Origin of the sequence: Nocardioides sp. NPDC004968 (assembly GCF_040608935.1) — a bacterium.
Classification (GTDB): domain Bacteria; phylum Actinomycetota; class Actinomycetes; order Propionibacteriales; family Nocardioidaceae; genus Nocardioides.
On record NZ_JBEXJF010000009.1, the window covers coordinates 39,814 to 60,953 of the forward strand.

At 66.0% G+C, this 21,140-nt stretch carries 17 protein-coding genes; 16 read left to right on the forward strand and 1 reads right to left on the reverse strand.

Annotation, left to right across the window (positions count from 1 at the left end):
• Positions 1 to 27: 27 nt before the first annotated feature.
• The 4 genes from ABZU72_RS11920 to ABZU72_RS11935 all read left to right on the forward strand — a co-directional run bounded on the left by ABZU72_RS11920 (position 28) and on the right by ABZU72_RS11935 (position 6,480).
• Positions 28 to 2,031: a hydantoinase/oxoprolinase family protein gene (locus ABZU72_RS11920; protein ID WP_355019062.1), complete on the forward strand. Its 2,004-nt coding sequence runs from the start codon at positions 28 to 30 to the stop codon at positions 2,029 to 2,031.
• Positions 2,028 to 3,665, forward strand: a complete 1,638-nt coding sequence (locus ABZU72_RS11925; protein WP_355019063.1) for a hydantoinase B/oxoprolinase family protein — start codon at positions 2,028 to 2,030, stop codon at positions 3,663 to 3,665. The genes ABZU72_RS11920 and ABZU72_RS11925 overlap by 4 nt, the downstream gene beginning before the upstream one ends.
• Positions 3,666 to 3,783: 118 nt before the next feature.
• Complete coding sequence (locus tag ABZU72_RS11930; RefSeq protein ID WP_355019064.1) at positions 3,784 to 5,082, forward strand: MFS transporter; 1,299 nt, start codon at positions 3,784 to 3,786, stop codon at positions 5,080 to 5,082.
• Between the two features lie 3 nt (positions 5,083 to 5,085).
• Positions 5,086 to 6,480, forward strand: coding sequence for an FAD-dependent oxidoreductase (locus tag ABZU72_RS11935; RefSeq protein ID WP_355019065.1), 1,395 nt, complete (start codon positions 5,086 to 5,088; stop codon positions 6,478 to 6,480).
• 198 nt (positions 6,481 to 6,678) lie between these two features.
• Here the strand turns inward: ABZU72_RS11935 and mobF are convergent, their stop codons facing one another.
• On the reverse strand, positions 6,679 to 10,209 hold the full coding sequence (gene mobF, locus ABZU72_RS11940; RefSeq protein WP_355019066.1) for a MobF family relaxase: 3,531 nt from the start codon (positions 10,207 to 10,209) through the stop codon (positions 6,679 to 6,681).
• Between the two features lie 267 nt (positions 10,210 to 10,476).
• Here mobF and ABZU72_RS11945 point away from each other — a divergent pair, with 267 nt between their 5' ends.
• The 12 genes from ABZU72_RS11945 (at position 10,477) to ABZU72_RS12000 (ending at position 20,766) form a co-directional block, all read left to right on the forward strand.
• Positions 10,477 to 11,994 carry a hypothetical protein gene (locus ABZU72_RS11945; RefSeq protein WP_355019067.1) on the forward strand — a complete coding sequence of 506 codons (1,518 nt, stop codon included), beginning with the start codon at positions 10,477 to 10,479 and terminating at the stop codon, positions 11,992 to 11,994.
• A 989-nt stretch (positions 11,995 to 12,983) separates the two neighbouring features.
• Complete coding sequence (locus ABZU72_RS11950) at positions 12,984 to 13,589, forward strand: hypothetical protein (protein ID WP_355019068.1); 606 nt, start codon at positions 12,984 to 12,986, stop codon at positions 13,587 to 13,589.
• 482 nt (positions 13,590 to 14,071) lie between these two features.
• Positions 14,072 to 14,539: a hypothetical protein gene (locus ABZU72_RS11955; RefSeq protein WP_355019069.1), complete on the forward strand. Its 468-nt coding sequence runs from the start codon at positions 14,072 to 14,074 to the stop codon at positions 14,537 to 14,539.
• 25 nt (positions 14,540 to 14,564) lie between these two features.
• Positions 14,565 to 15,230 (forward strand): SAF domain-containing protein, encoded by a 666-nt coding sequence (locus ABZU72_RS11960; RefSeq protein ID WP_355019070.1) that lies wholly within the window; start codon positions 14,565 to 14,567, stop codon positions 15,228 to 15,230.
• Complete coding sequence (locus ABZU72_RS11965) at positions 15,230 to 15,997, forward strand: hypothetical protein (RefSeq protein WP_355019071.1); 768 nt, start codon at positions 15,230 to 15,232, stop codon at positions 15,995 to 15,997. The genes ABZU72_RS11960 and ABZU72_RS11965 overlap by 1 nt, the downstream gene beginning before the upstream one ends.
• The gene (locus tag ABZU72_RS11970) at positions 15,994 to 17,490 is read left to right on the forward strand and encodes an ATPase, T2SS/T4P/T4SS family (RefSeq protein ID WP_355019072.1); all 1,497 of its coding nucleotides are present in this window, start codon (positions 15,994 to 15,996) and stop codon (positions 17,488 to 17,490) included. Before ABZU72_RS11965 ends, ABZU72_RS11970 begins: the two co-directional genes overlap by 4 nt.
• On the forward strand, positions 17,487 to 18,389 hold the full coding sequence (locus ABZU72_RS11975) for a type II secretion system F family protein (protein ID WP_355019073.1): 903 nt from the start codon (positions 17,487 to 17,489) through the stop codon (positions 18,387 to 18,389). Before ABZU72_RS11970 ends, ABZU72_RS11975 begins: the two co-directional genes overlap by 4 nt.
• A complete protein-coding gene (locus tag ABZU72_RS11980) occupies positions 18,386 to 19,288 on the forward strand; it encodes a type II secretion system F family protein (RefSeq protein WP_355019074.1) in 903 nt (300 codons plus the stop codon). Before ABZU72_RS11975 ends, ABZU72_RS11980 begins: the two co-directional genes overlap by 4 nt.
• Before the next feature lie 12 nt (positions 19,289 to 19,300).
• Positions 19,301 to 19,501, forward strand: a complete 201-nt coding sequence (locus ABZU72_RS11985) for a hypothetical protein (RefSeq protein WP_355019075.1) — start codon at positions 19,301 to 19,303, stop codon at positions 19,499 to 19,501.
• A gap of 46 nt (positions 19,502 to 19,547) precedes the next feature.
• Positions 19,548 to 19,907, forward strand: a complete 360-nt coding sequence (locus tag ABZU72_RS11990) for a TadE/TadG family type IV pilus assembly protein (RefSeq protein ID WP_355019076.1) — start codon at positions 19,548 to 19,550, stop codon at positions 19,905 to 19,907.
• Positions 19,904 to 20,341, forward strand: a complete 438-nt coding sequence (locus ABZU72_RS11995; protein ID WP_355019077.1) for a TadE family protein — start codon at positions 19,904 to 19,906, stop codon at positions 20,339 to 20,341. Before ABZU72_RS11990 ends, ABZU72_RS11995 begins: the two co-directional genes overlap by 4 nt.
• Positions 20,338 to 20,766 (forward strand): pilus assembly protein TadG-related protein, encoded by a 429-nt coding sequence (locus tag ABZU72_RS12000; protein WP_355019078.1) that lies wholly within the window; start codon positions 20,338 to 20,340, stop codon positions 20,764 to 20,766. The genes ABZU72_RS11995 and ABZU72_RS12000 overlap by 4 nt, the downstream gene beginning before the upstream one ends.
• Positions 20,767 to 21,140 lie beyond the last annotated feature (374 nt).

Here is a 21,140-nt window from a genome sequence, read left to right on the forward strand (position 1 = left end):
ACCACGTCCCCATCAGAAGGAACACACATGAGAATCGGAATCGAGTGCGGCGGCACGTTCACCGACGTCGTTGTCTTGGACGACGAGGGGAACCTGCGCGCGACCGACAAGGTCTTCTCGACCCCGTCCGCCCCGTCTGAGGCGGTCGGCCACGGACTGCGCCGGCTACCTGACGAACTCCGCGACGGGACCGCGCTCCTACATGGCTCCACGGTCGCAACCAACGCCCTCATCGAACGTAAGGGCGCGACGATCGGTCTCATCGTCACCCGCGGCTTCCGAGACCTTGTCTTTCTGCAGCGTCAAGACCGAGCCAAGATGTACGACCTCACACTCGTCAGCCCTCAGCCGCTGGTGACCCGCGACCGGATCGTCGAAGTGACCGAGCGCATCGCCGCCGACGGAACGGTCCGAACCGTCCTCGACGAGGCATCAGTCAAGGAAGCCATCGAACAACTCGTCGCGAGGGGGGTGGAGGCGGTCGCAGTCAGCCTGCTCCACAGCTACGTCAACCCCACCCACGAACGACGGATCGCGGAAATCGCAGCCCAAAGCCACCCTGACCTGACCGTCGCGGTGTCCAGTACCTCGGCGCGCGAGTTCCGCGAATACGAGCGGACCACCACCACCACCGTCGACGCCTTCCTACGCCCCCGCGTCTCGGGGTACCTGCGCAGCCTGGAAACCGAAGCCGCCGATCTCGGCATCGCTGATCTGCAGGTCATGCAGTCAAATGGCGGAATCGTGCCGGTCGCTACGGCTGCCGCGAACCCCTTGAGTATGCTGCGTTCAGGTCCTGCGGCTGGCGTCGCCGGTGCTATCGCTGTGGCCACTAACGCCGGATTCGCTGACATCGTCACGATGGACATGGGCGGAACTAGTACAGACGTGGCCGTGGTTCACGACGGCCGCCCCGAGCAGACGGCCGAGTCCACCGCCGACGGACTCCCGGTGCGGGTAGCGATGGTCGACATCGTTGCCGTCGGCGCCGGTGGCGGAAGCCTGGTCGGCGTCGACAGCGGCGGGCTGCTCACAGTCGGTCCGGAGTCGGCAGGCGCCGACCCCGGACCCGTGTGTTACGGCAAGGGCGGCACAGAGCTGACCGTCACTGACGCGAACCTTGTGCGTGGCCTCATCCGCCCCGAGGCGTTCCTCGGAGGACGCCATCCACTTGACCGCGAGGCCTCCGTGAAGTTGCTGGGTGACCTGGCCGCGACAGTCGGCAAGACCGCGGAGGAATTCGCTGAAGATGTCAGTCGCTTGGCTAGCATCCACATGGCCAGCGCCATCCGGATCGCCACAACCGAGCGCGGCCACGAAGTCCAGAATTACACACTCGTCGCCTACGGAGGTGCAGGCGCTCTCCACGCGGCGGCTGTTGCCGAGGAACTGGGCATGCCTCGCGTGCTGGTTCCTCCACACGCCGGTCTTGCATCGGCATACGGGCTGCTGACCGCCGGCTTCCAGCGGGAGTATGCGCAGACGCACCTCATCGCAGCCACCGCAGTCGCTGACCTCTCCGAGCCCCGCGCAGCGCTCACCGAGCAGGCTCGAACAGAGCTCGCCGATCAAGGCATCGACCTCTCCGACGCCGAGTTCACTTTCGCTGCGGACATGCGATATCGCGGACAGGGATTCGAGGTGACGGTGGACCTTTCCGACGATGTCGCCACCGTGAGAGACCTCGTTGACAAGTTCCATCAGGTGCACGCCCGCCGATACGGCCACGCCGAGCTCGAACGCGAGGTGCAGGTGGTAACGCTGCGGTTGACGGTCCGCAAGCCGCGGCCGCCGGCGGCGCTCCCTCGCATCCATGTTGAGGCGACCGATGAGCACGACGTCCGCACCATCATCGATGGTGGCGAGGAAGTGTCCGCCCCCTTCAAGCACCGCTCCACCCTCGCGGTTGGGGCGCACCTGGCTGGACCGGCGGTCATCGAGGACGACACCTCGACGATCTTCATCCCTTCGGGGTGGACGGCCCGAGTCGACGACCACACCAACGTGATTCTCGAAAGGAGCACGCGATGAGCACCGACATTGCTCAACTTGGCGTCATCAAGGCAGGGCTGGACGCCCTCACGCGCGAGATGGCGGTCAACCTTCGCCGCTCAGCCATTTCATCCATCGTCCGCGAAGCGCGCGACTTCTCCGTGGCGCTCACCGATCCCAAGGGCGAAGTGGTCGCGCAGGCAGAATGCATCCCGATCATGACCGCCGGGATCTCGATCGCGCTGCAGGAGGTAGCAAAGGTCATCGACCTGTCGTCCCTTGACCGTGGCGACGCGATTCTGATGAACGACCCCTACAGCGGTGGACAGCACCTGCAGGACATCTACCTCTTCACGCCCATCTTCACTGAAGACAACACCCTGGTGGCGTTCGGCGCGTCCACCGCCCATCACGTTGATCTCGGCGGGTCGCATGCAGGACTGTCCGCGCACGCCACTGAGATCTTCCAAGAAGGACTTCGACTTGCGCCGGCGCGATTCTCGGTCGCCCGAGACTTCGACGACCCCCACGGGTTCGTCAGACAGGTGATTGCTGCCAACGTGCGCGTCCCCGATGCAGTCATTGGTGACCTTCAGGCCCAGTTCGCTGCGAGCAACACCGCTGAACGCCGGCTCCTGGAGTTGATGGAGCGGCACGGAGCTCGGACCTGCCTCGACGCGATGGAGTTCCTCAAGGACCACTCCGAGTTCCGCGTCCGCGACGCCGTGTCTCGCATCCCTGACGGTGTCTACACGGCAACCGAACATCTGGAGACCAGCGCCTTTGGTGGTGGTGAGGTCGATATCCACGCAAGGGTCACCGTCGATGGCACGAACATCGACGTCGACCTCAGCGGTAGCGCCGTCCAGGTGCTGGGCAACATCAACTGCCCCTTCGCGTCGACCGTGTCCGCAGTCCAATCCGCAGTCAGGTGCATGCTCGACGTACCCGACATCGGTTTCAACGAGGGATGCAACCGCGTCCTAACCGTGAGCGCCTCACACGGGTCGATCCTCAACCCTCGGTTCCCGGCCGCCGTCCGCGCACGACTCACGCCAGCCTCCCGTGTGTTCAATGCCGTGATCCGAGCGCTCGGGGAGGCGCTGCCGGAGCGGGCCGTCGCCACGGGATTCGACACAACCACGGCGATCGCCGTGAGCAATCTCAGCCCCGACGGCGTCTACGAGGTCGCCCTGGAGATCCTGGGAGGTGGCTGGGGAGGCTGCGCTGATCACGATGGCGCCGACGCTCTCGACAACCCGATCTCCAACTGCGCCAACGCGCCTATCGAGGCACTCGAGACTGACTACGGCCATTTCGAAATCGACGAGTACTCGCTCCTGCGCGGCTCCGCTGGCGATGGAAAATTCCGCGGAGGACACGGGATCCGCCGAATCTACCGTGCCACCCGTGACGGCGTACGAGTGTCCGGATACGCCGACCGCCATGAACGGGGGCCTCAGGGATTCCAGGGCGGCGAAGACGGTGGAACCGGTTCCTTCCACGTCGAACGCGTCGACGGCACCCACGAAGTGTTGCCGCACGTCTACGAGGCGATCCTCAATTGTGGCGACCGCATCGTCATTCAGACCGGTGGAGGCGGCGGCTACAAGCCCGCTCAGGACCGCGACGCGGCGCTTCGTGACCGTGACAAGCGGTTCGATCTCATCTGACCCACTGCCCGCCGACCTACAGAACAAGCAGGTTCGCTCACGCCGGCACCAGCCCGCCGCCTGCGTTGCTTAATCGCCCCCAGTCCAACCAAGCCATCCACCATGCCCGGAGGCAGCCATGTCCACTTCTGCGACCCATCACAAAGATAAGAGCTCCGTCTCATTGCCGCGCCTAGCCAGCGCCTCCTTCATCGGAACGACAATCGAGTGGTATGACTTTTTCATCTACGGCACCGCCGCCGCCTTGGTCTTCAACGAGGTGTTCTTCCCGGAGACTACGCCACTGATCGGCACCCTCCTCGCATTCATGACCTACGGCGTCGGCTTCGTTGTCCGCCCGCTCGGAGCGGCGCTCTTCGGACACTTCGGTGACCGAATCGGCCGCAAGTCCACCCTCATCGTGACGCTCTTGCTGATGGGCACCTCGACGTTCCTCATCGGACTGCTCCCGTCCCACGCCACAATCGGCAACCTGGCGCCGCTGGCGCTTATCCTCCTACGCATCCTGCAAGGGCTCGCAGTCGGTGGCGAATGGGGCGGAGCAGTCCTCATCGCGACTGAGTACGCATCCCCGCGTCAGAAGGTGCTGTACGGGTCCTTCGCACAGCTCGGATCACCCGGCGGACTGCTGATCGCCACGGCCGTGTTCACCGTGCTGTCAACGTCTGCCTCTGACGACGCACTCGTCGAATGGGCGTGGCGGATCCCGTTCCTCGCCTCTGCACTCCTCATCCCCGTCGGGCTTGCCATTCGACTCAAGATCGCCGAGACGCCGGAGTTCCAGAGGACGCTCGACCAGCAGGAACGCAGCAGCCTCCCCATCCTGGAGGTGTTCCGCCGGCAAGGGCGCTTCGTTCTCATCGGCACGTTCGCCTTCGTGGGCGTGTTCCTTACCTACTACATGCTGACCACCTTCGCGCTCACTTACACCACTCAGACGCTGGGCATGTCACGTTCCGTCGTCATTCCAGTCAATATTCTCGCGGCCGTCGTCGAGTCTGTTTCCATCGTCGTAGGCGTCTTCCTTGCTCGCCGGGTCACCGCCCGGAAAGTCGCGATCTACTCGGCGCTCGGCATGCTCTTGTGGGCAGCCCCGGCCTTCGTGCTCATGAACGCCGCCACGGCGCCCGCGCTATACCTGGCGGTCGGAGTGTCCATGGTCTTTGTCGGGACCTCCTATGGCGTTCTGGCCGGCGAAGTGTCCGGGCTTTTCGATCCTGCCGTCCGATACAGCGGAACCAGTCTGTGCTACCACTTCGCAGGCGCGATCGGCGGCGGCCTGGGACCGATCACCGCCACCTGGCTCCTCGGACGATACGAATCCGTTTGGCCGGTCGCCGGATTGGCTGCGTTCGTCGCCATCCTTATGGCCATTGCCTGCTTCGCCCTGCCCAAGCACGAAGCCGAACTCGTCTGAACCATGATTCTGCCCACCCGCACCGGCACGCCTGCATCCCACTGGCTACATGACGTCAACCCAGCACGCTCATCCCGCACACCCCTGCACGGACATCGCGCTTACGACGTGGCGATCGTTGGCGGTGGCTACACCGGACTGTGGGCAGCGCACTACCTACTCCGAAATGCACCTGGCACCCGCATAGCGATCCTCGAAGCGCACCATGTGGGTGCCGGGGCATCGGGTAGGAACGGTGGCTGGCTTTCCCATCTCGTTCCCGGCAATCGAAGCGTGTATGCCCATCAGGCAGGGAAGGACCGCACCCTCGCCCTGCAGAGGCTCATGATCGAGGCCGTCGAGGAGGTACTGAGTGAAGCCGCATCACTCAACCTCGCCATAGATGCCGTCCAGGGCGGCAACCTCGTTGTCGCATCGACCCCCGCCGAACTACATCGACTGAAAGCTCGCTGCCGCGCCGATCGCGAGTTCGGACTCACCGATGTCGAGTGCCGTCTGGTCAGCGCCAGCGAAGCAAAGCAGCGCATCAACGTTCATGGCGCAATAGGCGGCCTCTATTACCCGACGGTCGCCCGAATCCATCCAGCCAAGCTCGTCGATGGACTCGCCACAGCTGTCGAAGACGCGGGCGTCCGCATCTTCGAGCGATCTCCGGCCGTGACCGTGAGTCCGGGACGACTGACGACTCCGACGGGGTCCGTCGAGGCCGACCACGTACTCGTCTGCACCGAGGGCTACGGAGGTGCCCTCCTCGGCAAACGGCAAGTGATTCCCATCAACAGCTCAATGATCGTCACGCCACCGCTCAGCCAAGACGCGTGGCAGCACATCGGCTGGGAGAACAGAGAATGCTTCAGCGACGCGGCGCACACCTTCGTTTATGCGCAACGCACGCAAGACGATCGCATCGCCATCGGGGGTCGAGGAAACCCATACCGATTCGCGTCCAACACGAACCTAAAGGGCCGGACGCCAGCCAGCACGACCCGAGCACTCCTGGCTAGGCTGGCCGACTACTTCCCCGACATTCATCTAACGGCCGACTCGAGCTGGTCGGGAGTTCTCGGGGTTACACGTGACTGGTGCGCCAAGATCACCCACGACCCGCGCGGCCTGACCGCCGCCTACGGCTACGCCGGTCACGGCGTCACAAGCGCAAACTTGGCCGCCCGCGCGATGGTGGACCTGACCCTCAACCGCGCAACCGAACTCACTCGCATCCCCCTCGTAGGGCACCGATCACCCCGATGGGAACCGGAGCCCCTGCGTTGGCTCGGAGTCCACACCATGTACCACCTGTTCGAGACTGCGGACGCGTGGGAACGACAACGGCAACAACAGCGCACATCTCTGTTGGCCCGATTCGGTGCACGCTTGGCAGGCCTCGACGGGCAGTGAGGTGCGCCGCGGCAGTCTGCGTCCATCAAGCGTGTCTCCGACCTGAGAACGCCAAGCTACCGCGTTTGCCGCCTCTAGCCTGCGAGCGGACGAAGAGGCTCCTTGAACTGTCGGCAAACCGAAGGGACGTCGGTGTTGGTCGTACCCAAGATCGATCCTCCATCGATTCCGCGGCCGGTGTTGATGAGCAATTGCGAATCAACCCGGCATGACTGGCCGATCGAGGCGTAGACCTTGAACTGGCGGCACACGATCCCGGTATCCGAGTTCCGCCGCAACTAACCAAGCTTGACGTGCGCGCGTTCTGTCAGCGTGCTCAGCCTCCGTTGCAGAACGTACGCCGACCGGCAGGTCGCTGTCGCAGTGGTAGCGGTCACGGTATGCGGCGACAACACAGAGGAGTGATTTCCAGCGCTCCGCATCTTGGCTCTCACTTGGAGCACTCCCTGCGCGGACAACCCAAGGCTCGCGGGAACGCAGGGCCTGCTCCACCAGCTCGTGTGCCCTCTGTTCGATCAACTCTGCTCGGCGGTCAAGGGCCTCGCGATGCTCTTGGGTCATTGGCCCAAGAGCAGCTGGGATTAGGCCGGCGACGAAGCGGCCTGACGGGTGAGGAGCGCTGCGTGTCGTTAGTCGCAACCGGTGCCTGAGGACGGCCGCGATATCCGCGGCGTCATCCACATTGTGCCGTGCGACGACACTCGGGAGCAGTTGAGCCACGTCATGACCGAGGGTCTCTGCAAGGCGCAGCATGGTGCTCATCGGGCCGAATGCATTGGAGGAAAGCACAGCGTCTGCCTGAGCTCTCGTCAGTCCAGAGGAATGCACCAGGGCCGTCCACCGTCCCCGCTGTGCGGCGGCTGCGATGGTCTCGTACTCAGCGGCGAGTTGCGCGATCGACCCACTTGCCAATGCCTCTGCGGCGGCCGCCTGGTGGGCGGATAGCTCGGTGCCGGCGTGCTGGAGGACCCCATAGAGAACGTTGCTGGCGGTGAGGTCTTCATCAGTCATCGGCGCGGCATGGCTCTCGTCGGGTTGGTCGAGGGCGACGTACGCCTGGTTTGACTCGCGTCCGCGGGTCATCCCAACGTACAGGTTCTCCCTCGTGGTGCGCGAAGAGGCCAGGACGTGGGCTGTGTCGACGGTGAGTCCCTGGGCGCGGTGGGTCGTTATGGCGTAGCCGAGTTCTACATGGCTGGCAACGTACTCTGGCGGGAGGACGATCGCCGCCCGGTGGCCGCCAGAGCCTGGTCGTACAACGAGGGCGCCGTCGCGGCGCACAAACTTGACCCGCCAAAGGTCGCCGTTGCGGACCCAGAGGCCGGACGACGTACGCAGCCGGCGGTTGTTGTGGCGAGTGATGACGTAGTCGCCCGCCGAGGCGCGGTTGCCATCGGAGAGAGCTGCCTCGCGGGCACTTTCCGTTGCGCCGGACAGGACGCGGTCCGCGCGCGCCTGGGCGTTCAGGGAGCGGACCAGGTCTGTGGACTCGGCGACCAGGACGCTCCTGAGACCCAGCTCGGTGTCGCGCGTCCACGACTCATAGGCGCTGTTGAGCATCTCCTGGGTGGTGCCGTCGCGTAGGCGATGGTTGCGGGCGTATGCCGCGATGGACTCGGGCCGGCCAGCGCGGAGGCCGAGGGAGGCGGTCTTCTCCCAGTCGTGGGTGAACCGGTGGATCTCGGTGAGCTCGGGCATGTCGGGGCGGGCTTGGGCGAGCATGCCGAACGCGCCGCCGGCGTCGACCGACTGGAGCTGGGCCCAGTCGCCGACGAGAAGCACCTTGGCGCCGGCCTCGGCCGCTAGGGCGGTGATGCGGTCGAGGGTGGCGGTGTCGGCCAGGGTCGCTTCATCGATGATGACGAGCTGGTCACGGCGAAACGCCGTCCGGCCGCGGGCGTGCAGAGTCAGCCATCTGGCAGTGTTCTCGCACGGGATCCCGAGGTCGGCGGCGAGGACCGCGGCAGCGGCGGCCGACGGAGCAAGCCCGATCACGGCGCCCGGCCCGTGCACCTTTCGCCAAGCGATCCGCAATGCGTTCATCGCGGTGGTCTTTCCCGCGCCAGCCGGGCCGACGAGGACGTCGAGTTGACGCCCTGAGGTCGCGACGGCGACGAGGGCGCCGCCTTGGGTGGTGGTGAGACGGTGGCCGTCGCGTGCGTGGCGGGCGACACGCTCGACGATCCGGGCGGGTACGCGTGGGGCGTACAGGTACTCGGCGCGGGCGAGGAGGCGGTCCTCGGCGGCGAGGATCTCGGTCGAGGAGTAGAGCGTTGAGTGGCGCGGGCGGAAGACGCTGGTGCCGTCGTCGCGACGAAACTCTGGCGGAGACGGGGCCAGTTCGGCCGGCGTCAGGGCGACCGAGAGGTCTTCGGCTGCGGCCACGACTCGGGTGATGACTTGTTCCCGATCCTCGGCGCTTGCAAAGCGCCAGTGCATCGTCTGGCGCGATGCTTCGGACCAGAGGTTCCAGCGCCGCCAGGTCGACCGCTTCTTGCCAACCGCAGCCACCACCTCCGCGCTGACTTCGGCGATGGCCTCGGTCGAGATGTCCTGCGGCAACAAGCATGAAGGTGTGCCGGTGGTGGCGACTGCTCGCGCCCAAGTAACCGGGTCGGTGCCGAGAACACGACCGGCGCGGGCACGCCACTCTCGGGTCAGATCCCGAAGAGAGCGGATCTCCTTCTCGGGACGGGTCTCGATGGTGGCCTGAGCTCGCAGCCGGATCCTGATCGCGTTGCTCGGATGACGTCCGTGGCTGGCGACGTATTCGATGACCAAGCGCTCGACAGCTCGGTCGATGTCTCGGGCGCGGCTGGAGAACTCGGCGAGGAGACGCTCTGGCACGCCAGAGATCTCGGCGTGCGGGTGCATGTTGGTGCCGCGTACACGCTGCTCCCAGTCGATGCCGAACATGCCGGTCAGCCGGTCGGCGAGCAGCGCGTCGTAGTACGGGGACAGAGCGGTGATCGCCGCATGCATCGGCCGGCCGTCCAGGCTGCGCCACCGTCCGTCCAGCACCGCCTGAACCTTGTTCGAGATCACCACGTGAGTGTGCAACTGAGGGTCGCCAGATCGGGAGTCCCAGTGGTCGAACGCGGACGCGATGATCCCGCGCACGCCGACCTGAGCAACGGCGCCGTTGATTGCTGCGACCCCGGTGCGCGTGGCGGCGACCTCCCTCTCGACATAATCGAGGACCTCGGCCACCGCACCGTGGTGGGCCTCGAGGATCATCTCTTGCAGGTTGGCGTCCGCCACACCCCACAGCGTGGAGACCGACTTGGGGACGCTGAAAGTCACGTCGTAGCCGGCCACCGGCCGACGACGCGAGACCACGGCCTCCTCCGCCTCGATCCTGGCCTTCGCAGAGGCACGCTCCTCCCCTATCAGGCCACCATCGAGTGCTGCCACGCGCCTAGCAACACGTTCCTCCACCGACCCGTAGACCGGATAGGACCGTCCAAGCTGCTCCCCCGAGATCGGGTCCCGCCCAAGCCCGATCAACAATGCGAGCTGAGGCTCTGTCACCGGGTCACCCGAGGAGAGCTCACCGGACCCGAGGGCGCCCAGCCCCGACCCCAGCCATCGCCCCGGCGGCGTACCGGCCTCTGCGTAATAACGAGTGATCGGAGCGGACAGCGAACGCTCCCCTTCGCCAGCGGCGACGCTGCGCAACAGGTACTGATATCCAGTCCCCGCCGACATCACCCGCATCGAGACAACCACGACTCACACCTCCAAGACCGAGGTGCGCAAGCACCCCCGTGTGGCGTCGAGCCGAATTCGAGATCGGGGGAATGTCAGTCACCTCACGACCGTGCCCCCTACGATGCTTAGGTGACTGACGGCGCCCACTTCAACCTCGATGATCACCAGCCCTCGAATCATCGAACTCGTCGTCGCGACAGATGACGCGAGTACCTTCGACTACCCGCCAGCGAATCCCAATTTCGACCGGACGCAAGGGCCCCATCGGTGATTTCGTCGAGCGCATTGGCCGGATACATCCTCGAGGAGGTCCTCGCACGCCTGATCCGTCGCAACGGCTACAGGCTCCTTGAGAGCGAGGCGGACGACCCAGAAGCCCTCCGCGACGGAAGTCACGGGCTGCTGGTTCGCGGACGCGGCGCCGAGCACCAGGTCGACGTCCTGGGTGACCTGCTGTCCCCAACTCCGTTCACATTCCCAACCCGCCTCTTCGTCGAGGCCAAGTTCAGAAACTCGCCAATCGATCTACCGACCGTCCGCAACGCACATGGCGTCGTTTACGACGTCAATGAGTACTACCGCAGCGACGGGGGCCGGCTCACAGCACGTCACTACCTGAGCCGCTTCCACTATCGGTACGCTCTCTTCTCGGTCTCTGGATTCACCGCTCCTGCCCAGAAGTTCGCGCTGGCGCACCACATCTCGCTGATCGATCTCTCCGGCCAGGCGTTCGACCACCTGCGGGACGCCGTACGCGGTGCTGCTGATTACCTCCGCAAGAGCGCCGAGGCATCGCGACTTCGGTCATTCCCGACTCGCTCCGTGCGTTCAGCCATCCGCGAGAGTCTCGGCGCCTCAGGTGAGGCCAGCGGTCGTCATGACTTCGCCGGCCTCGACTCCAACCTCGTCCTGGATGTCGCATCGTGTCTGGCGCGCAATCTCGACGCTGGGCCCTCCGGCGAAGGGCTGCTGCTCGGATTCACGCGGTCACCATTCATCCTGGCCATGCTCCCCGCCGGCATCGAGGAGCTTGCCGAAGCCGTGGCCGACAGGCACACCATTGAAGTCAAGACCAACTTCAACCGACATGGCCACCGCAAGGGTGCCGCAGGCGAGTGGGTCCTGTACGACGACCGAAGTCCGGGAGTACGTCTAACGCTAGGCCTGCCTGGGATCTTGGAGTCGTGGCTACTCACCGACAAGTCTCAGCGGGCTGACGACCACCTGTCGAACACCCTCACAGATGTCACCTTTTTCCTCGAGGACCACATGGTGCGACTTGTCCCCACAAGCAACGAACCCCGTACGCCCGACTTCGAGGTCGAGGTGCCGACCCACGCGGGTGCACCATCAGAACTCCGCGCCAAGCGACGGATTGACCTCGTCTGGTCAGATGCCACTGTGGAGCTCCCGCCCACCTATGACGACCCAAAGACGGCTCCAGGGGCGCCACTGGGCACATGGACCACCCAGGCCGTGACCGAACTCTTGAGGCGTTTGGAGGGCTCGCATCCGGCCCAGTTCGACGTGCTCCGGACAGCAGCCGCAAACGGCGGCGCGATAGACCGCGCCGCGGTGTATCGCTTGGCGGACTACCCACCGTCGCGATCACTACGGGGATTCACTCGCCCGACCAGACGGATCAGCGCCGACCTCGTTCGCGAAGGCTACCTTCCGTCAACCGCACCTGATCCACTTCGCGCTGAGTATGAGTCTGGCGTTCGAGCAACCCATTTCGTGGTAGCCCCGGAGATCCTCCGTATCCTGATGACGCTACCTCCGCCGCTCGGACCTGTCCTCTAGGCGTGATCGTCTTCGTAGGGACCGCTGGGAGGATGCTTCTTGCCACGGAACCGGTACTGGGCGACTGGCCAACTTGCTCCCTCGGCGTGATGGAACCCTCGTCACTCCTGCCACGACGCCATCACTGCAGCGCGCCCGATCAAGCCCGGGACGACTAATCCAGGAGCCAATCCGCGGCCTTATCCCTCGATCTGCAAGTGTGTGACGCTGAAGAAGGGTGGGGATCGGGTCTTGGCGAGGCGGAGGATGGCTGATCATCATCGGGGACGCCAACGGCGCAGCCGCAACGGTACGACCCCATCGGAGTCAGTCAGCCATCTTTGTACCCGACCCATAGGTCCTTTCGGTGTCGTGAGCTCGGTCGAAGTCAGCCCGCCGTGGCGTCAGGTCACGAGCGGACACCTCGCGAGTGATGTCTCGTCGAACCTTCTTAGTCAGTTGGTCGAGCAGGCACTCGACGTGCACCATGATCCGTTGACCCACCAGTCGACACCGAGCGGCCGATGCCTCACGAAGGCGCCCAACCGAGACACGCCGTTCTCCCCCAAAGCCGGTTCTCGTTCGGATTTTTCTCCGATTTCAGTCAAGTGGATTTACGCGCCCAGGGGCGTAGCCGGATCCCTTCCAAGTAGACACCCTCGCGATCGCGACGATGCTCTGCAGGCCCTCCTCGTCGTGCTGGTGAAGGCGTGAGACATCTTGAGGAGCATCCGGCTGACCAGCGAAAACGCTATGCACCCCCGAGTTGCTCCCCCGGTGTTAAGCCGCGCAGGGGGAGCATGGGTGCGACAGGATGCCGAGCGCCGCTCAACGACATGGCTCGCGTTTCGGTCGTGTAACTGGATGACATGACCACGAAATTTGCTGTTGCGTAAAGGGAAACTACAGGTGCCTAATAGACCGATACGCAGAAATCTCGGGCCCTCGGTCCGGAACGATACACAGCCTCGAAGAGCCCAACCCGCTCAGCGAGGAAGGTGAACCCATTGATGCGACCCCGCCGAATTCCGATCGTCGCGACTTGCGTTCTGGCGCTTGCCGCCGTCACCTCGTGTGCCCAGAGCGGCCCCAGTACGTCGCCGTCGAGTCCGCGGGCGCACAGCACGACAGAGCCGACCGCGAGTCAAACGTCCGACTCCGAAGCCGCCGGGAAGGCGGCAACGACGACTGTTCATAGTTACTACGCGACTCTCGATCGCCTTCGCCAAGACCACAGCGAGTCGATCGACGCACTGTCCAAGGTCGAGACGAGCACACAACTGAGCGCCGACCGCCACCTGCTGGAGGGTGAGCGGACGCAGAAGCTGCGCCAGGTCGGAGACACCGAGGTGGCTGACACGTCGGTCGAGAGCGTGAACCTCGACAATTCCGACCCGGAAGCGGGGAAGGTGCCGACCGTGACCGTCGATGTCTGTTGGGACGTCAGCGGTGCCGATCTCGTCGACGCCAGCGGCAAGTCGGTGGTCAGCCCAGGCCGCGCCGACATCGGGTGGACGCGCTACATCGTGGCCAACTACGACTACCGCACCGACCCGCTGACCGGTTGGCGCGTCGCCTCCGCACAGGATCTCAAGCAGCCACCATGCGAATCCTGATCCGAGCACTCGTCCTGGTCTGCGTCGCCGCAGGCCTGGCGGTGCTCGGCCTGGGCCAGGCGTACGCGGACACGGTCTGCCGAGTCACTGATCCGCTCACAGGACAGTGCAAACTCTCGGTCGAAGTTCCCGGTGGCAATGGCGGGTCTGGCCACAACGATCAGACCGGCAATGACGGACCGAAGGACACCGGTAGCGGCAGTTCGTGCTACTTCGACCCGTCCAAGCAGGGCGTGCCGGGAAGCGCGGCAACGGTGCCGTGCAGCTCGCCGTACGGGTCATGGACGAACGCGTACAACTGCTACATCCAGCCATCGAGCCCGGCTCCGCCAGCCGGTGACCCGGTGTGGCGGGGACACGAGCCTGGCGACGGGTCTGTCTATGACTGCTTCCAGCCGCAAACCAACCTTCTTGTTCAGATCTGGGCAGCCGTGCCACCACCTGGCGCTGCGGCAGGACCGAGTCCGCGCGAGGTTGCGCAGATGGCGGTCGAGAAGATGAATCTCTCGGCGATCGACATCGGCATCACGCCCGAGCCTGGACAGGACAGCGTCGGTCTGGTCGGGATGCCGGTGTGGCTGTGGGCGAGGACGCCGGACAGCCACACGTTCGGCCCGGCGACGGCGTCGGCATCGGCGGGTGGGATTACGGTGACCGCGACGGCGCGGGTGCGTGAGATCACCTGGGACATGGGAGACGGCACCACGGTTGAGTGCCGTACCGCGGGGACGCCGTATGAGGCGTCTTTCGGGAAGAAGGCGTCGCCGGACTGCGGCCACGTCTACAGGTTGTCCTCTGCGAGGGAGTCGGGCGGGACGTACACCGTCACGGCGACCTCAGCGTGGGTGATCACCTGGGAGGGAGCTGGACAGACCGGGACGATCCGGCTGGACGGGTTGAGCCGTTCGGTTGAGATCGCGGTCGGGGAAGCGCAGGTGCTCGTGCGATAGCCGGGCACAAGGGGGCGGGTAGGGCATGACTAAGGCAGCAAGCGAGGAGAACAGGTTCATCGGGAAGGCGCCTGTGCCGCGCCTGGTTCCACCGCCCAAGATCCGGCGCCGACCCGTCCACATCGTCGCGACGATCGCGGCGATCTTCATCGGTGCCGCCATCGCCGCATGGGGATGGACAGCCACGACGACGAGCGAGGCGGTAGTAGCCGCCCGAACCACGATCCCTCGCGGAGCCGTCATCACGGCCGACGATCTCACCACCACGCAGATCTCTGGCGACAACACCCTGAAGGTCATCCCTGGCGACGACGTCGACGAGCTCGTCGGCAAGCGAGCGGCTCTCGACGTCGCAGCCGGCGGGCTGCTGACCCCGGAGATGGCAACGGACGACAACATGCCCCCGGCTGGTCAGTCGATCGTCGGCATCTCGTTGACTCCCGCGCAGGTGCCGGCAATCACGCCACGCAGCGGGGACAAGGTTCGGCTCGTGGCGACGACCGGCGAAGGCGGCGAGACTTCGTCGGGTGCGCCGCTGACTACGAGTGCCGAGGTCATCGACTCGAGTACCGATGAGGTCTCGGGCAACACCGTGGTCAACGTGCTGGTTCCCTACGCCGACGCCGCCGTGCTCGCCGATCGGGCCAGCACCGGAAACATCGCCCTCGTAGTAGACCCGTTGGAGCGCTGATGGCCGTCATCGCACTCGCTTCCGCCTCCGGGTCACCGGGCGTCTCCACCACAGCGCTCGGACTCGCGATGGAGTGGCCCCGGCCAGTGCTCGTCGTCGAGGCCGACCCGACCGGCGGGTCATCGATCCTGGCCGGCTACTTGCGCGGGCACACCCAGCCCGGGCCCGATCTGGTTGACCTGCTGCTGTCGCCTCTCGGGGCTGCGGAGACGCTGCCGCGGATCGCTGCGCCGATCCCGGGCACGACGATCTCGTACGTCGCGGGGACCCGCACCCACATCCAAGCCGCAGCCCTTCGCGACCACTGGGTGAGCCTTGCCGAGGTGCTCTCTGAGCTCGAGGCGACCGGCCAGGACGTGATCGTCGATGCGGGCCGACTCGGGCTGATCGGTTCTCCCGAACCTCTGCTGTGCGCGGCTGATCTGACCCTTCTTGTCATACGCACCGACCTCCCCGCGTTAGTGGCCGCGCAGTCGTGGGCAGAGAGCGTCACCCGACCCGGGGTCGGATGGCGCTGGCCCGGCCTCCTGCTCGTCGGCGAGGGCATGCCCTATACGTCTCGCGAGGTCTCAAGGTTGCTCGGCCTCACGACCGTCGCTGAGATCGCCGACGACCCGGCGGGCGCGGCGGTCTTCCACCGCGGCGCGCCGCGGCCGCGGCACTTCAGCACCGGGCCGTACGCCCGGTCACTGCGGGCAACGACCGAGGAGCTACAGGCCGAGGTCGGTCGCTCCCGCGCCGCGGTGGCAGCGGAGGCTGCACGATGACCAACCCGTGGGAGCCCTACCGTCCTGACGTCACCACCCTTCCCCTGTTCGCGCCCACGCTCCGGGCGGTCGATGACGGGTCGGCACAGCCGAATGGACGTCCTTCGTTTACCGCTCCCCTAGTGCCCAACCGCCGCGATGCCGAGCCGTCGAGAGACATGGACTGGGCGCTGGTCGGGTCGCTACGCGCCCAAGCCTCTGAACAGCTCTCCCAGGCCGTCGCGGCAGAGTCAGATGCCCTGGACCGTCGGGCACAGGAAGAGCTCGGTCGTTCGATCGTGCTGGACCTGATCGAGGCCGCGATGGCCGACGCCGTCGACGCCGGTGACCCGTCGTGGAACCAGGAGTTCCAAGACGCCGTTGCGCGGGCGGTGTTCGACTCGCTGTTCCGGCTCGGCCGGCTACAACCGCTGGTCGACGACGACCGAGTCGAGAACATCATCATCTGCGGCCACGACAACGTCACCCTTGACCTCGTCGACGGCACCCAGATACCTGGTCCCCCGGTGGCGGACTCGGACCAAGAGCTCATCGACTTCCTGGTCTTCCTCGCCTCCCGCAGCGAGGTCAACGCCCGCGGCTTCTCCGAGGCTCAACCCAAGCTCCACCTGCGCCTCGACGACGGCTCCCGCTTGGCCGCTGCTGCCTGGGTAATGCCCCGCCCCTCGGTCGTCATCCGCCGCCACCGACTCATGGAGGTGACGCTGAAGGATCTCGTGAACCGCGACATGCTCACCCCGGTCGCTGCCTCCTTCCTCCGAGCCGCAGTCCGGGCCCGCAAGTCGATCGTCGTCGCCGGCGCACAGGGTGCCGGCAAAACCACCCTCGTCCGCGCGCTCTGTGGGGAGATCGACCCGTCCGAGGCGATCGGGACCTTCGAGACCGAGTACGAGCTCCACCTCCACCTACTCCCCGAGCGGCACCCGATCGTGCACCCCTGGGAAGCCCGCCCCGGCTCCGGCGAACGCGGCCCCGACGGACGCCAGGCCGGCGAGTTCAGCCTGGATGAGGCGCTGGTCGACTCGTTCCGGTTCAACCTCTCACGGCAGATCGTCGGCGAGGTCCGCGGCAAGGAGATCTGGGCGATGATCAAGGCGATGGAGTCCGGCACCGGCTCCATCTCCACCACCCACGCCTCCGACGCCGTCGCTGCCGTCCGCAAGCTCGTCACCTGTGCGATGGAGGCCGGGCCGCATGTGACCCAAGAGCTCGCGACCTCCAAGCTCGCCGCCACCGTCGACCTGATCGTCCAGCTCTCCTTGGAGACCGAGATCACTAACGGGACCTCGCGGCGCACCCGCCGGGTCGCCGAGATCATCTCCCTCGCACCAGGTGAGCGTGAGACCGGATACGCCACCACCCACGTCTTCGCGCCCGACCGGGCCGGCACCGCAGTCCCGGCCGTGCTGCCCGAGGACTACCGCGCACTTGCCAAGCACGGGTTCGACCTCGGCGCCTACATCGCCACACAGCCACCGGGAGAACCGCGATGACCACCCAGCTTCTGATCGCCGCGCTCTGCGGCGGACTCATCGCTGGCGGCATCGCCAAGTTGATCGGTGAACTCCGCGGCGTCGAGGTCCCCGATGAGCCACGCCGACACCTCCTACGCCTGCCACATTTCTCCCGCCGCACGCGGCTCCTGCTGGTCACCGGCATCGCTGTTGGCGTCCTTGGCTGGTTTCTGACCGGCTGGCCCCTCGCCTTGGTGATAGCGCCTGCGGCCATCGTCGGCCTCCCCTATCTTCTCTCTGCTCCCGACGCGAAGGAACGCATCGAAGTCCTCGAGGCACTCGATGAGTGGACCCGCTCCCTCTCCGGCGTACTCACTGTCGGCCTGGGCCTCGAGCAGGCCCTGATCACGACCTCGCGGTCGACGCCCGCGCCGATCGCCGAGGAAGTTGGCCTTCTGGTCGCCAGGCTCAGGGCACGGTGGGCCACCGAGGACGCCATCCGTGCGTTCGCCAACGACCTCGACGACGCCACCGGTGACCTGGTCGCGGGCAACCTCATCCTTGCCGCTCGTCGCCGCGGCGCCGGCCTCGCCAAGGTGCTCGATGGGCTGGCCGAGTCGGTCGCCGCCGACGTGCGAGCTCGCCGCCAGGTCGAAGCCGACCGCGCCAAACCACGCGCAACAGCACGCTGGGTAACCATCATCAGCACGACTGTCCTGGTCGTGCTCGGCCTGGCCGGGTCCTACATCGAACCGTATGGAAGCCCACTCGGCCAGGCCATCCTCGCAGTGTTGCTCACCGCGTACGTCGCGACACTGTTGTGGATGCGTCGCATGGCCGGGGGCCGCCGGCTCCCGCGCATCATCGGCCCACCCGGCGGCAATTCGCCCAAGCCGGGCCGCGGCAACCTGACGCCTGTCCCGGGAGGGCGAGCATGACTCCTTCGACACTGATGCTGATGATGCTCGCCGGTGGCCTGATCGGCCTTGGCCTAGCGCTGCTGGTCATCTGGTTCACCCCTGCCCAACCCGACCTCGTCGACGCAGTCAAGCGCCTCTCCGACACCTCGACCCACCGACCCGAGACCGATACGAGCACCGTGAGCGGCAAGGAGCGGGTCGGGGTCTGGGCGATGCGTACGCTCCCGGTCGGTTTCTGGGCCAGGACGCCGTCCCGCGAGCTGGCGCTGCTGCGGATCCCGCTGGCCCGGTTCTACGGCGACAAGGTCATATACGCCGCGCTCGGGTTCGTGATCCCCATCGGGCTGGCAACGTTCCTCTCCGTGCTCGGGCTCGGCTTGTCGTTCCCGATCCCCGCTATCGCCTGCATCGCACTGGCAGTGGTCATGTTCTTTCTTCCCAACTACAACGCGATCGACGACGCCAAGAAGGCCCGCATCGAGTTCAACCGAGCACTCGGAGCCTACATCGACCTGGTCGCCCTCGAACGGACCAACGGATCCGGCGTACGCCAGGCCATGGAGACTGCCGCGAGCGTCGGGGATTCCTGGGTCTTCACCCGGCTGACCGAAGAGCTCAACCGGTCACGCTGGTCCGGGCTACCGCCGTGGGACGCACTGCACACCTTGGCAGGAGACCTTGGCCTGCCCGACCTCGACGACTTCGCCGACATCATGCGCCTCTCCGGCGAGGAAGGAACCGCTACCTACGCCACCCTCCGCGCCCGCTCTGCAGCGATGCGCACCGCCATGCTCAACGACGAGCTCACCGAGGCCAACGCCATCGGTGAACGCATGTCCATCCCGGGCTCGCTACTCGGAGTCATCTTCATGGCCATCCTGCTCACCCCGTCGCTACTCCGGATGATCCCCGGCTGAAAGGACAATCTGATGCTCCGTCTTTACACGAACCTCTCCGTCGTCTGGTTCGCGATCAGCGCGCGGCTGCTTCGGCCGCCCGGCCGCAAGGACGAACGCGGCTCGGTCACGATCGAGAATGTGCTTTGGGCCGTCGCGGTCATTGCGATCGTGGCGATCGTGGTTGCCGCGATACGGGCGTTCGTCACCAGTGAGTCGGGCAAGATCAGGTAGACCGCCCATGTCCCGAGGAACCTACAGGCGAGATGAGCGGGGTGCCATGTCGATCGAGATGGTCGTTCTGCTTCCCGCATTGTTCGCCGTGCTCTTCCTCGGAATGCAGGCTGCGCTCTACTACCACGCCCGCACGATCGCCATCGCGGCCGCGCAGGAAGGCGCCCGGGCCGCTGCCGCAAACCAAGCCGGATCCGAGGACGGGGTTGCGGCTGCGCACGCCTACCTTGCCGATGCCGGCGATTCTCTGGCGTCCTCCAAGGCCTCCGCACGGCGAACCGCGACAACAGCGACCGTGACCGTTCGAGGTCATGCGCTATCGGTGATTCCGGGCTGGCGACCGGTCATCACACAGCGGGCAAGTGCCGAGGTCGAGCGCCTCACGGCGCCAGGTGAGACCCGATGACCGCCCGGCCGCGCGACGAGCGCGGATCCGCGGCGATCGAGGCTGCGATCGGCCTGTCCGCCTTCCTCCTCTTCCTCGGGCTGATCATCGCTGGCGGACGTCTAGCACTCGCCCACCAAGCCCTCCAGTCAGCGGCCGCTGACGCAGCACGGACAGCTTCCATCGCCCGTGACGCCGGCGAGGCCGACTCCGCGGCACGACGCGAGACGACCACCAGCCTCAACAATCAGAACCTTCGCTGCCGCAGTGCCCAGGTCAGCGTCGACACCAGCGGATTCCGGGTGCCAACCGGACAGGCCGCCGACGTCACCGTGACATTGACCTGTCGCGTCGACCTCGCCGATCTCTCCGTCCCGGGTGTGCCCGGCAGCCGCCTGATTCGCGCCACAATGAGCAGCCCGATCGACACGTGGCGGGAAAGAGGCCTGCAATGACACAGCCTCCCCGGATCCGAGACGAGCGCGGCACAGCGACCATCTGGATGGTCACCGCCGCCTTCGCGATGAGCATCCTGGTCGGACTCGCCGTCGACCTCGGCGGGCAGGCCCACGCACAGCAGCGCACCCACGATCTCGCCGCCCAGGCTGCACGTACCGGCGCCGAAGAAGTACAAGCTGCGCCAGCCATCGAAGGCAGGTATGCCCACATAGACACAGCCGCGGCTGGCCGGGCCGCCCATTCCTACCTCGCCCAGTCAGGAGTCAACGGTGCCGTACGAGTTCGCGGCGATCGGATCCATGTACGCGCCACCGACACCTACCGCACCCGGTTCCTATCCATCATCGGCATCAACTCCGTCCGCGTCCACGGTGACGCTGAAGCCGAACTCGTCCGCAGCCTCAACGGGGAGGAACGATGACCGACACCGAGATTGGAACCCGCATACGTGGCTCGCTGGCGTGCCTCGCGATCCTCGCCCTCCTCCTCGGCGCACCCGCCGTGCTCCTGCTCCTCGGCGCTCTCCCGACGCTCGAGGGACTCACCTGGCGCGACCTACTCCGCCAAGACGACGGCACCCTCGCCCTCCAAGCCATCGCCACCGCCGCATGGATCACCTGGGCCTGGTGCGCCCTCACGATCCTGCTCGAGGTCGGCGCCCGACTCCGAGGCATCCGGACACCACGCCTGCCCGGCCTCCCCCAAGCGACCGCAACTCGCCTCGTCGGAGCCGCAGCTCTCCTCTTCGTCGCCGTCCCTGCAGCCGCCCCCGCCCTGACACCTGCTCGGGCTGCG

Excerpts from the sequence above, each read along its gene's own strand:
- ABZU72_RS11975 (WP_355019073.1), top strand. The coding sequence starts at position 17,487 with ATGACCACCCAGCTTCTGATCGCCGCGCTCTGCGGCGGACTCATCGCT.
- ABZU72_RS11995 (WP_355019077.1), top strand. The coding sequence starts at position 19,904 with ATGACCGCCCGGCCGCGCGACGAGCGCGGATCCGCGGCGATCGAGGCT.
- ABZU72_RS11955 (WP_355019069.1), top strand. The coding sequence starts at position 14,072 with ATGGCGGTCGAGAAGATGAATCTCTCGGCGATCGACATCGGCATCACG.
- ABZU72_RS11970 (WP_355019072.1), top strand. The coding sequence starts at position 15,994 with ATGACCAACCCGTGGGAGCCCTACCGTCCTGACGTCACCACCCTTCCC.
- ABZU72_RS11950 (WP_355019068.1), top strand. The coding sequence starts at position 12,984 with ATGCGACCCCGCCGAATTCCGATCGTCGCGACTTGCGTTCTGGCGCTT.
- ABZU72_RS11990 (WP_355019076.1), top strand. The coding sequence starts at position 19,548 with ATGTCGATCGAGATGGTCGTTCTGCTTCCCGCATTGTTCGCCGTGCTC.
- ABZU72_RS11965 (WP_355019071.1), top strand. The coding sequence starts at position 15,230 with ATGGCCGTCATCGCACTCGCTTCCGCCTCCGGGTCACCGGGCGTCTCC.
- ABZU72_RS11920 (WP_355019062.1), top strand. The coding sequence starts at position 28 with ATGAGAATCGGAATCGAGTGCGGCGGCACGTTCACCGACGTCGTTGTC.
- ABZU72_RS12000 (WP_355019078.1), top strand. The coding sequence starts at position 20,338 with ATGACACAGCCTCCCCGGATCCGAGACGAGCGCGGCACAGCGACCATC.
- ABZU72_RS11930 (WP_355019064.1), top strand. The coding sequence starts at position 3,784 with ATGTCCACTTCTGCGACCCATCACAAAGATAAGAGCTCCGTCTCATTG.
- ABZU72_RS11925 (WP_355019063.1), top strand. The coding sequence starts at position 2,028 with ATGAGCACCGACATTGCTCAACTTGGCGTCATCAAGGCAGGGCTGGAC.
- ABZU72_RS11935 (WP_355019065.1), top strand. The coding sequence starts at position 5,086 with ATGATTCTGCCCACCCGCACCGGCACGCCTGCATCCCACTGGCTACAT.
- ABZU72_RS11985 (WP_355019075.1), top strand. The coding sequence starts at position 19,301 with ATGCTCCGTCTTTACACGAACCTCTCCGTCGTCTGGTTCGCGATCAGC.
- ABZU72_RS11960 (WP_355019070.1), top strand. The coding sequence starts at position 14,565 with ATGACTAAGGCAGCAAGCGAGGAGAACAGGTTCATCGGGAAGGCGCCT.
- ABZU72_RS11980 (WP_355019074.1), top strand. The coding sequence starts at position 18,386 with ATGACTCCTTCGACACTGATGCTGATGATGCTCGCCGGTGGCCTGATC.